The sequence below is a fragment of the Diaphorobacter caeni genome (assembly GCF_015354245.1).
GTDB lineage: Bacteria > Pseudomonadota > Gammaproteobacteria > Burkholderiales > Burkholderiaceae_C > Diaphorobacter_A > Diaphorobacter_A caeni.
This window is the reverse complement of sequence record NZ_JADKYZ010000002.1, coordinates 467080-478446: the sequence shown is the minus strand read 5'-3', so window position 1 is coordinate 478446 and position 11367 is coordinate 467080. Positions and strand designations below refer to the sequence as shown.

Annotated in this window: 9 protein-coding genes; 2 read left to right on the top strand and 7 right to left on the bottom strand. The window is 63.8% G+C overall.

Features of this window, described 5'->3' with window-relative positions; translation table 11 throughout:
• Positions 1-43: 43 nt before the first annotated feature.
• The 6 genes from ISG32_RS06140 to ISG32_RS06115 all read right to left on the bottom strand — a co-directional run bounded on the left by ISG32_RS06140 (position 44) and on the right by ISG32_RS06115 (position 8296).
• Positions 44-1591 (bottom strand): AMP-binding protein, encoded by a 1548-nt coding sequence (locus ISG32_RS06140; RefSeq protein ID WP_194770118.1) that lies wholly within the window; start codon positions 1589-1591, stop codon positions 44-46.
• A gap of 20 nt (positions 1592-1611) precedes the next feature.
• Positions 1612-3063 (bottom strand): acylating sulfoacetaldehyde dehydrogenase, encoded by a 1452-nt coding sequence (gene sauS, locus ISG32_RS06135; protein ID WP_194770117.1) that lies wholly within the window; start codon positions 3061-3063, stop codon positions 1612-1614.
• A gap of 56 nt (positions 3064-3119) precedes the next feature.
• The gene (locus ISG32_RS06130) at positions 3120-4109 is read right to left on the bottom strand and encodes a tripartite tricarboxylate transporter substrate binding protein (protein ID WP_194770116.1); all 990 of its coding nucleotides are present in this window, start codon (positions 4107-4109) and stop codon (positions 3120-3122) included.
• Complete coding sequence (locus ISG32_RS06125; protein WP_194770115.1) at positions 4106-4924, bottom strand: IclR family transcriptional regulator; 819 nt, start codon at positions 4922-4924, stop codon at positions 4106-4108. The genes ISG32_RS06130 and ISG32_RS06125 overlap by 4 nt, the downstream gene beginning before the upstream one ends.
• 246 nt (positions 4925-5170) lie before the next feature.
• Positions 5171-7120, bottom strand: coding sequence for a PhoX family protein (locus ISG32_RS06120; protein WP_194770114.1), 1950 nt, complete (start codon positions 7118-7120; stop codon positions 5171-5173).
• Positions 7121-7396: 276 nt separating this feature from the next.
• Positions 7397-8296 carry a DMT family transporter gene (locus ISG32_RS06115; protein ID WP_194770113.1) on the bottom strand — a complete coding sequence of 300 codons (900 nt, stop codon included), beginning with the start codon at positions 8294-8296 and terminating at the stop codon, positions 7397-7399.
• Positions 8297-8441: 145 nt separating this feature from the next.
• Between ISG32_RS06115 and ISG32_RS06110 the strand changes: the two genes are divergently transcribed.
• Positions 8442-9428 carry a quinone oxidoreductase family protein gene (locus ISG32_RS06110; protein ID WP_194770112.1) on the top strand — a complete coding sequence of 329 codons (987 nt, stop codon included), beginning with the start codon at positions 8442-8444 and terminating at the stop codon, positions 9426-9428.
• 15 nt (positions 9429-9443) lie between these two features.
• On the top strand, positions 9444-10280 hold the full coding sequence (locus tag ISG32_RS06105) for an NUDIX hydrolase (protein WP_194770111.1): 837 nt from the start codon (positions 9444-9446) through the stop codon (positions 10278-10280).
• On the opposite strand, the gene ISG32_RS06100 is transcribed toward ISG32_RS06105, so the two are convergent.
• On the bottom strand, positions 10265-11251 hold the full coding sequence (locus tag ISG32_RS06100; protein ID WP_194770110.1) for a LysR family transcriptional regulator: 987 nt from the start codon (positions 11249-11251) through the stop codon (positions 10265-10267). The two genes, ISG32_RS06105 and ISG32_RS06100, sit on opposite strands and share 16 nt — an antisense overlap.
• Positions 11252-11367: the final 116 nt, after the last annotated feature.

Below are 11367 nucleotides of genomic sequence, written 5' to 3'. Positions count from 1 at the left end.
ACGCTGGCAGCCGTCAGCATGGCATGGGTGGCATCCGCGTGCGTCAACGGCTTGCGGCGCGCTGCTCGAACAAAGGCAGCAGTTTCAAGCGCTGCACCTTTCCTGAAGGACCGCGCGGCAGTTCGTCGACGAAGAGAATGTGCGCGGGTGTCTTGAAACGCCCCAGCACCTCGGCGCTGAAAGCTCGCAGCTCTTCTTCGCTGCATTGCTCGCCCTCTCGAAGCAGGATGGCGACGCCGATGTCCTGACCGTAATGGCGATCAGGGATGCCGACGGCGGCGGCTTCGTGCACGGCGGGGTGCTGCAGCAATGCCTCGTCGATCTCTCGGGGGGCGATGTTCTCACCGCCTTTGATGATCAACTCCTTGATGCGTCCCGTGACGAAAAAGAAGCCGTCCGCATCGCGCTGCCCCAGGTCGCCGGTGCGAAGCCAGCCGTCGGCGGCAAAGCTGGCGCGCGTGGCGTCCTCGTTCTTGTAGTAGCCCTGCATGACATGCGGGCCGCGAATCGCGATTTCGCCGGTTTGACCGTCAGGCGCCGGTTGCAGATCGGCATTGAGCACACATGCTTCGCCGCCCGAAGCGCGGCCCACTGAACCCAGCTTTCGCATCTGTGCATTGAGCGGATTGGAAAACGCCGGTGCGGCAGTTTCGGTCAGGCCCATGGTTTCGATGATGCCTATGCCAAAAATCGATTCGAATGCGCGGTGGTGATCCGGTGCCAGTGCGGCGGACGCCGAGCGTGCAAAGCGGATTCCCTGCGGTCGATGTTCGGGGGCCGGTTCGCCACCTTCGATCAGGTAGGAGACCATCGTTGGCACCACGTTGATCCACGTGCATTGCGTGCGATGGGCCTGGGCCCAAAAGCTTCCGGCCGAGAATCGCGGAGGCAGGGCCAGACTTCCGCCTTCAACGAGAGGAGTCAGCATGGTCACCACGAAGGCATTGATGTGGTACAGCGGCAGAACCGCCAGCACGCGGTCTTGGGCGGTCAACGCATGTTCGCGGCTGATCGACAATGCGTTCGCAGCCAGATTCGACTGGCTGAGTATCACTCCCTTGGGCTGCCCTGTTGTACCGGATGTGTACATGAGCAGCGCCATCGCATTGGGTTGTGGGGCAGGCCAGGACACAGGGTGTCGTTGCGATTCACCGGGCAGCTCGCTGGCGTCGGGGTCGATCACCACCATGGCGATTTCCCGCTGGATATCGCCCAGCATGCTGCGTACTTTGTGCTCCCATTCGGGCGCGACAAAGACGATCCGACAGTCCGAGTGGTCCAGCACGTAGCGCATTTGCTCTGGCTGAGCGACCAGGTTGACGGGGTTCACCGCCAGGCCCGCATGCATGGATCCAAGCAGCAGACGCAATGTTTGCAGGCCATTCGGCATGACCAAGGACACGGTGTCGCCGGGCGCGGCACCCAGTTCCTGCAGCAGTGCGGCGACTTGTCGGCAACCGTGCGCGAGTGCACCGTAGGTGATGCTTCGCGTCGGCTCCTCTGTGCTCACTGCGTAGGTGGCCTGGGGCTGGAGGGCAGCCTGCGCTTCGATCAGCGCATGCACGGTGTGTGTGGGGGCGTTGATGTTCATGGAGTGCAGGTCATTGAGTGTCAGTGGGCGCCATGCGCGGCGAAGAAGGCGCCGAAGATGTCGTTCTCTGTCGGTACGCGCTCCGCGATGGGGCTGGCGATGCGGGTGATGTTGACGTAGTGGCGCCAATTCATGTTGTCGGAGAAGTTGTTCTTTCCCCAGGTGCCGCAGCCCATGGACAAGGAGAACGGCAGGCCGTTGTCGAAATTCCCACCGGTCGCCAGCGCATGCGGCTGATTGACGATCACGCGAGACACGGGCAAGTTCAGACCCAGTTGCATCGCGCGCGCGGCATCGCTGCTGTGCAGGCTGACGGAATGACCGGCGCCTTCGAAGCGGTAGATGCGCTCGACCATGGCCGCTGCGGCTGCAAAATCCGGCACGCGGTACACCGTCAGTACCGGGCTGAGCTTTTCACCGGAGAACGGATGCGCTTCGCCCACGCCGTCTTCGTACACCATCAGAATGCGCGGCTTCTGCTCGGCAATGGCGAGCCAGGCGTCGCGATCCGATGCATCCAGCTCGGCGGCGCGCAGGGCGATTTCAGTCGCTGACTTGCCGATCACTGCGGATGACAGCCGGCCTTCGTTCCACATCAGTCGCTGCAACGTCGCCTTCTGCGTGGGGGAGAGCAGCACCGCGCCGCGTGCCTGCAGTGCGGCGATCATGGCGTCGGCGGCCGCATTGACAACCACCATGCTGTTCTCCGCAGAGCAACTGGTGGCGTTGTCAAAGGTCTTGGAGCGCAGGATGCGGTCCGATGCCGCTTCAGCATCAGCCGTCTCATCGACGATGCTCGCCACATTGCCTGCACCTACGCCAAAAGCTGGCGTGCCACTGGCATAGGCCGCGCGGACGTTGGCCTGCGATCCTGTTGCGACCACCAGATCGCACATGCGCATCAGATCGCCTGTGGATTGCTTGTTGACCGGTGCCGGCAGCAGTTGGACCAGGTCATGCGGCGCGCCTACCTTGTCGAATTGCTGGTGGATGAATTCGATCAGACGCGCTGCGGTGCCCCAGCCTTTGGGCGATGGCGCAACGATCACCGCGTTGCGGCCCTTCAACGCATTGATGATCTTGTTGGCGGGCGTCGCGCCGGGGTTGGTGGATGGCGTCACGGCACACACGACGCCCACGGGGCGTGCGATCTCGATGATTCCTTTTTCGGGATCTTCCGATATCTGGCCGACCGAGCGAACACCTTGCAGATCGCGCAGCAGTCCCTGTGTCTTGCGGTGATTTTTGCGCACCTTGTCCTCGACATTGCCGACACCCGTGTCGGCCACGGCGAGTTCAGCCAGTTCGCGGTTGCGCTTTGGCTCCATGATGGCCCAACCGGCGGCGGCCACCGTCATGTCGACCTGTTCCTGCGAGCTGGTCTCGAATCGGCGCTGCGCAGCGCGCGCACGCGCCACGAGTTCGGCCACCACGTTGTTGTCGTGCGGAAGGGTAGAGGAATTGTTTGCCATGGCTGTGCGTGCTGTGCGTGAGAAATGAAGGAAGGAAAAGTTCGTGGCGAAGGATGTCAATCCGCGCGAATGTGTGCCTCTTTGGCCAGCTTGGCCCAGCGCACCAGTTCACCATCAACCACCTGACCCAGTGCTGCCGGTGTACCGCCGACGCCTTCGCTGCCTTGTGCGAGCAGCTTGTCGCGAATCTCGGGTTCATGCACCACGGTGTTGATCACCTTGTTGATTTTTTCGATGATGGGTTTGGGTGTTTTTGCAGGCGCGAAGATCGCGTACCACGAGTCCACTTCGAAGTCGGCAATGCCTGCCTCCTGCATCGTCGGTACGTTTGGAAAGGACGCACTGCGTTTCTGTGTCGAGACGGCAAGTGCCTTGAGCTTGCCGGATTTGACGAACTGCGCGGCTGCGGGAATGGAGACCCACAGCAGAGGCACCTGACCGCCCATCACGTCGGTCACGGCAGGGCCGCCGCCGCGATAGGGGACGTGCGTCATCTCGGTGCCTGTGCGCAGTTTCAGCAATTCTCCTGCCAGGTGGCCCGGTGAACCATTGCCCACGCTGGCAAAGGAGATGCTGCCGGGCTTGGCTTTCGCCTGCGCCACCAGCTCGGACACGCTGTTGGCCGTGAACTGCGGATTGGCCACCAGAATCTGCGGCAGTGAAGCGACCATGCCGACGGGAACAAAATCCTTGGCGGTGTCAAACGGCAGCTTGGAGTAGATGCTCGGATTGATGGTGTGCGAGGACAGCGTGAACAGCAGTGTGTAGCCATCGGGCTGCGCTTTGGCGGCGACATCGGTGCCGATCGATCCAGCAGCGCCGCCCCGGTTGTCGATCAGCACCTGTTGGCCGAGCAGAGAGGAAAAGCGCTCCTGCACGATGCGCGCAATGACATCGGTTCCACCCCCCGGTGGATAAGGAACGATCATGCGGATGGGCTTGTTGGGATACGTCGCGGCATCTCCGCTTTGAGCCTGCGCGGGTGCAATGGTCGTCAACGCTGCGGCGATCAGGGCCGCTGGCAACAGGGGGATGGACTTGCTCATGGGTCTTGTCTCCTTTTGGAAAGAGTAGGCGTCACCGATTGAAGTCGCATTGCAGACGCTGGCGCATGCCGATAGCCAAGCGTGCTGCTCGCGTCACGCGCGCAGGCCATGACCTGTTCGGCGAGCTCGCGTGCCTGAGTGCGCGTAAAGCGGATCGAGGGCACGCTCATTCCCAGAGCGGCCACCGCTTCCCCTCGCGCGTTGAAGACGGGAACGCCCAGGCCGCATACGCCCAAGCGCCATTCCTCGCGGTTCATTGCATACCCGCGGGCATGTGTGCGCGCGAGTTCGGAGCACAAAACGTCGAAGTCCAGAATGCTGTTGGGCGTGTGGGCCAACAATGTGCCGAGACGCTCGCGCAGTGCCGCTTCATCCGGCCGCATCGCCGCGAGCAGCGCTTTGCCGGACGCGACGCAATACGCTGGCGCGCGACCGCCGATGCGCGAATAGGCGGCTACCGGCAACGGACTGTCGAACTTGTCCAGATAGATGATTTCCGCTCCGTCGAGCGCGGCCAGGTGGATGGTTTCTCCGGTCGCTTCGGCAAGTTGAGACAGATGCGGCCGCAGCAGCGTCGTCATGTCCGAGGCGTCTGCGACCAGGGACCCCAGTTCGAAAAGACGCAGCGTGGGGCGATACGCACTGCTGACGGGGTCCTGCACGGCCCAACCGCAGGCCACGAGCGTCTGCAAGGTGCGGTGGGCGTTGCTGCGTCCAATTCCAAAGGCTTCCGCCACATCGATGACGCGGCAGTCACGCTGCTGACGCACCATCCATTCGATGGTGGCAAGACCTTTTGCAAGCGTTGAGTCCATTGGCTTTTACCTTGAATTCTAAATAATAGAACATGGTTCAAACATTTAGGACAATAGTAGGGAGGCTCTAAATGCCTGTCAATGGGGTTGATCGCGCAAGGTACGTTGGCAAACGATGGATAAGTCGAGCCTGCTGACTGCATCGTCGTCAGCACGGACGGTGAAGAGGAAACAAAAAAAGCGATGCACAAGGCATCGCTTTTGGGTTGGAGGCGTTGACCGGCGAAGGTGCCGGTCAACGGGGCATCAGGCCTTCAGCGAAGGCTGGTTCGGCGTGCCCGTCAGATAGCCAACAGCCGCACCCGACTTGTTCTTGTAGTTGGCGCGCACCAGCGGATCCAGGGTTTCCTTCACCACGCTGTGGATGCTGCCCCAGTCACCTGCGTGCTGGAAGTTGCTCATGATGTAGGTCCAGCCGTTGATCTCGTCCACGGCGTGCAGGCCGGTGGATTCGCCGCCTGCGGGGATCGACATCAGGCGCGTGAGCTGCTTGGTGTCGACGTTGTAGGCCCACAGGAAGTTGTTCACGTGCTGGCTGGAGTCTTCGCCGATGAACAGCGTGCGCATCTTCTCCGAGAACTTGAGGTTGTCGGGGTTGCAGATCTTGTTCGGGTTGCCGGTGTTGCCGAGCGCGTCGGCGGTGATGTCCTCACCGGCCAGCAGCGCCTTGGTGTCCACGGGCATCCACTCGCTGTTGATGGCCGCACCGGAAGTGTCCTTCTGGCCGCCGCGCAGGTTCAGCGCCATCACGACGCCGGCATTCAGCGCCTTGGGGATGGACACGCCGTTGTCAGGCACGTTGGCGGCATTGCCGGCCACCATCGACGACTGGCAGTTCTGCAGCGCGGAGTAGGCGATCTTGTCCTTGGCGTTGACCGTCGTGCCTTCCATCTTGGTGAAGCCCAGGCTGGCGCCCTTGAGCGCAGCATAGCGATGGGTTTCGAGGAAGGCGGCGGCCTTGTCCATGCCCGTGTTGACCTTCACCCACTCGGTCTTGCCGTTGGCGACGATCTTGGTGAAGCTCGTGTCTTCCGGGTCCTTGCTCACCACCGTCATGATGTCGGTCGGCTTGAGCGTGTTGGCCAGCTGCTCGATTTCGGCGCTGGTGGCCGAGCCGAGCTTGATCCATGTGAGCGCGGCGGCACCGGCTGCAGATGGGTCGATGGAGAAGCCCGCACCGACCTTGGCGACGTACAGCGAACCCGAGGACAGGTCCTTTTCCTTGTCGGCCACGAACACGAAGTAGCCACTGTTGGTCGCGTCGTCACCCATCAGCGCGGTGCGCGAATCGGGCATCACTTGCACCAGTTCGTGCGAGATGCGGCCCATGCAGAAGTGCTTCTTGATCGTGGCCGTGCCATCCTTCTGGACGATGACTTCGGGCATGTGGCCGTAGTTGTAGGGGTTGGCCGCTGTCTCGCTGCCGTACAGGTTCTTGGAGTAGGCCTTGAACATCGAGTTCGACGCGACGCTGAACGCGTCGGGCTCGTACTCTTCGCTCGACAGGTGGGTGCCCCAGGGCGAGAGGCTGGCGCCGCAGGTGATCCACAGACCGTGCACCTTCGATGTGTCGACGTTGTGGTACTTCACGAGGCTCAGCTTGCCGGTGTTCTGGTCCTGGTCGAGCGTCAGCACGGCGATGGGCGATGGCAGCTTGCCGTACATGTCGGTCTTGCCGTCCTGCGCCCAGGTGGTGTATTCGAACTGCACCACGGCGAACACGGGCTTGCCCTTCACGCCGTCGACCTTGGCGTCGGCCACGGTCAGCAGCGACGTGCCGTCCGGCGAGTCGGAGAAGTATTGACGTTCGCTGCCGGCGACGGTGGCGTCGGTGATTGGCTTGTTGTTGATGTCCACATAGCCGCCGGCGAGGATCTTGCCGCCCTTGCCGTCGCTGACCATGTCGCCGGTGATGAAGAACGGCTGGTAGGCGAGGTTGTAGCTCTGGCTGCTGTCGTCGTCGAACAGCACCTTCATGGCCGAGCCGACGGTCGTCGTGGCCATGGCTGCGGGCGTGGCCAGCGTGGGCGCGGCCATGCCGGTGAAGCTCACCGATTTGAAGCTCGCATTGCCGCCACCGCCACCGCCGCATGCGGTGAGAAGGGCTGCGGACGCGCCTGCGCCCAGCGGCAGCATGGGGATGCCAGCGAGCATTTTCAGGGTTTTGCGACGGGAGAGCAGTGGGGATTGAGACATCGTGCTTTTCGTTGGATGGGTGAAACCGCTGTGCCGCGTTCAAGGAGTTGAACGCCGCGCAAACGCAAACGAGAAGCAAGGGGTGGATGGCTGGGCAGCGCGACGACTCCCTCGCTCTCTCTGGCACGGATCCTAGAAAGCGAGAGTGACAGCGGTTTGACGCTTGTGTGACGTTTTCGTGTCAACAGCCTGTGGCGCAGGGCATGAAATGGGCGGGTCCCCCTCCCGCGAAGCAAGAGAGGGGGAAGGCGCGAAGTGGCTCGGGGGGGATCGCTTTCAGCGTCGCGACGAGATCACGATGCCCGCGACGATCAGTGCGAAGGCGATGGCGTGATAGAGATGCGGAGCCTCGCCGAGCAGCGCGAGCGACAGCACGGCAGCGAACAGGGGCGTGAGATTGATGAAGAAGCCCGCGACCACCGGTCCCGCGCGCTGTACGCCGAGGCCCCAGCAGCGATACGCCATGATGGCCGGGCCGATGCAGATGAAGGCCATGGCAGCGGCGAGCTTCCAGCTCCAGAGAATCTCGTGCGTGCCCAGGGACCATTCAACGCCCGCAAAGGCGCCCGACCAGCCGAGGCCGAACAGCATCTGCGCGATGAGGAACATGGCCCAGTCGCTGCGGATGCTCGCGGGCTCGCTGGTGCGCACCAGCAGCCAGCTGTAGAGCGACCACGAGATCACGGCGAGCAGCATGTAGACGTCGCCGATCACCAGCTTCAGCGAGAGCAGCTGGTGGATGTCGCCTCGGCAGAGCACGAGCACCACGCCGACGATGGACAGCACCGCGCCCACGATCTGCGCGCGCCGCGCGGGCACACCGAAGAACACCGCGCCGATGAACAGCATGAACACCGGCGTGCTCGCTCCGACGAGCGTGACGTTGAGCGGCGTCGACGTGCCGAGCGCCAGATACTGCAACGCGTTGTAGCAGCCCACGCCCAGGAGGCCGAGCAGGCAGTAGCGCTTCCAGTGCGGCCACATCGTACTCGAGGGGCGCAGCGCCTGCCACGCGAAGGGCAGCAGGATCACGAAGGCCAGCGCCCAGCGCAGGAAGTTCAGTGTGGCGGGTGGAATGAGGTCATGGACCAGTTTGCCTGTGACCGCGTTGCCAGCCCACAGGAGCGGCGCGATCGTCAGCATGGCGATGGTGCCGGGTGCTATTTTTTGAGACATGAGAGGGCGATTGTAGGTAGCGGCCGGGAGGCGTGCATTCCGGACCGTGGGAGGGCCGACGCGCGCGCGGGTGTTTGAATCGTGGCAGGATGCTGACTCGGGATTTTTTCATCCGACCACACAACGACACAGGAGATCCAAAGCCATGAGCCTCGCCGTACAGATCCGCCAGCATGGCGGCCCCGAAGAGCTGCAACTCGTTGACGTGCAAGTGGGCGATCCGGGACCCGGAGAGATCCGCATCCGCCACAAGGCCATTGGCCTGAACTTCATCGACGTGTACCACCGCACGGGGCTGTATCCGCTCAAGATGCCGGCGGGCATCGGCATGGAAGCCTCCGGCGTGATCGAGGCGGTGGGCGAGGGCGTCACGCACCTGCAGGTGGGCGACCGCGCGGCCTACGCGGGTCAGCCGCCCGGCAGTTACTGCGAGGCACGCGTGATGCCCGCCATGAACGTCTGCAAGCTGCCCGACGCGATCAGCTTCGAGACCGGCGCGGCGATGATGCTCAAGGGCCTGACCGCGCAGTATCTGCTCAAGAAGGCGCGTCCGGTAGAAGGTCTCGACAAGGGCGACTTCGTGCTGTTCCACGCGGCTGCCGGGGGCGTGGGCCTGATCGCCTGCCAGTGGGCGAAGGCGCTTGGCCTGCAGCTCATCGGCACGGCGGGCTCGGACGCCAAAACCCAGCTCGCGCTCGCCAATGGCGCGGCGCATGCCATCAACTACAACACCGAGGATTTCGCTGCGCGCGTGAAGGAGATCACCGGCGGCAAGGGCGTGAAGGTGGTGTACGACTCGGTGGGCAAGGACACCTGGGACAAGTCGCTTGAATGTCTGCGTCCGTTCGGCCTGATGGCGAGCTTTGGCAACGCCTCCGGTCCGGTGCCGCCGTTCGCTCCGGCGATTCTGGGCAAGTACGGATCGATCTACGTGACCCGTCAGACGCTGTTCACCCACATCAGCAACCGCGCTGCCACCCAGGCCATGGCTGATGATCTGTTCGCCGTGGTGGCGAGCGGCGAGGTGAAGATCCACATCGAGCAGCGCTACCCGCTCAAGGACGTGCAGCAGGCGCATCGCGATCTGGAAGCGCGCAAGACGACCGGGTCGACCATTCTCACGCTGGATTGAGGGCGGGTGGCGGTCATGCTGGCAAGCGAGGCAAGCATCGGAACGCCCGCGCCCGCGCCCGCGTGGCTGGCGACGGCGCGCGCCCATGCGCAGCGCGCACCGCTGGCAGCGCGCGATGCGCTGATGGTGCAAGGTCATGTGGTGGGCTCGGTGGAGTCCGTCGTGCTCGAGCAGATCGTGCAGCGCGGCCTCATCGATCCGGTGTTCGGGGCGCTGCAGCGGGCCGATGACGGCTGGCATCTGCGCTCGATTCAGGGCGACCCCACCGAGGCCATGAACCTGCTGGCCGCAGCGCTGCGGCGAACCGGCATGTGCGGCCCGTGGCGCAACGAGCAGCTGCTCGTGCTCGATCCGAGCGGCGAGCGTGTCGGCACGGTGGAGCGCGGCGCGGTGCGTCCGTTGGGCATCGCGACCTGCGCCGTGCACCTGATCGGCACAGCGCCCGATGGCCGCATGTGGGTGCAGCAGCGCGCGTTCAACAAGGCCAACAACCCCGGCATGTGGGACACGCTGATGGGCGGCATGGTTTCGGCCGCCGACTCGCTCAGGCAAGCGCTCGAGCGCGAGACCTGGGAGGAGGCGGGCCTGCGCATGGCCGATCTGCGCGATCTGCGGCATGGCGGCCATGTCGATTTCGCGCAGCCGGCGGAAGAGGAAAACAACGCGGGCTACATGCGCGAGCGCATCGACTGGTTTGCCGCCACCGTGCCCACCGGGATCGAGCCCGCGAACCAGGACGGCGAGGTCGAGCGCTTCGAGCTGTGGACCACGGACGTGGTGCACGAGCATCTCGCGCGCGGCGCATTCACGCCCGAGGCGGCGCTGCTGCTGGCCGACTATTTCGGCTGGTGACCGGGCTGCCTTTTGTGCTTCTTGACGGTGCCGCCGTGCACCGGCTTGGCGGATGGCGAGGGGCTGGACGCCGCCAGCTTGGAGGCCTGCTCGCGCACCAGTTGCCAGGCCGTCTGCGCGAGTGGCGAGAGCGCGCGATTGCGGCGCTGCACCAGCATCACCTGACGGTCCATGCGCGGGGTGAGCGGGCGCATGCAGAGGGCGGAATCGTCTGCAAAACCCTGTGGCGGCAGCGCCATTCTGGGAATCACCGCGACGCCGAGACCCGCTTCAAGCATGCGAAAGATCGTCGTGCTGTGGCCCACCTCTTGCGCGATCGTGCAATGCACGCCGAGTCTGGCAAGCACCTCGTCGATCAGGCGGCGGCTGCCCGACGCGTGATCCAGCAGCACCAGTGATTCACCATTCAGGTCCGTCCAGCGCACCTGCTGTCGGTCCGCGAGCCGATGATCCCTGGGGCATGCCAGCAGAAACGGCTCGCTGAGGATCGTCTCGCAGGTCAGCGCCTCGCGCTCCTCGGGATCGATCACCACGCCGAAATCCACCTCGCCCGACAGCACGCTCGCCAGCGTCGCGTTCTGCACCCGGTCGAGCAGCATCAGCTCCATGCCCGGATGCAGTTCGTGGCACAGCGCGATGCATTCGGGCATGAGATTGGCCGAAAGCGTCGGGCTGCTCGCCACGCGCACCCGGCCCCGGCGTCCGGTCGCCATGCCGGCGACGTCGAGCAGAGTGGAGTCCAGATCGTCGAGCACGCGCGGCAGCCGCGTGGCCAGGCTGTGGCCCGCATCGGTCAGCTCGACCTCGCGCGTCGTGCGGTTCACCAGCTGCAGACCCAGCTGCGCCTCCAGCTCGGTGATGCTGCGGCTTACGGCCGGTTGAGTGAGCCCGATGAGATCGCCGGTGCGGCTGAAATTGCGCGTCTCGGCCACCGAGAGAAACACCTGCAGCTGTCGCAAGGTCACATTCATGATTTCAACTCATGAAATTATCAGATAAATCGATTTTACTTTGTGCCCGCACTGCGGTCCAATCCGCAGCAGTACTCATCCAACCCACACAGACCCCTCGTGGTCAGGTTCCCGTC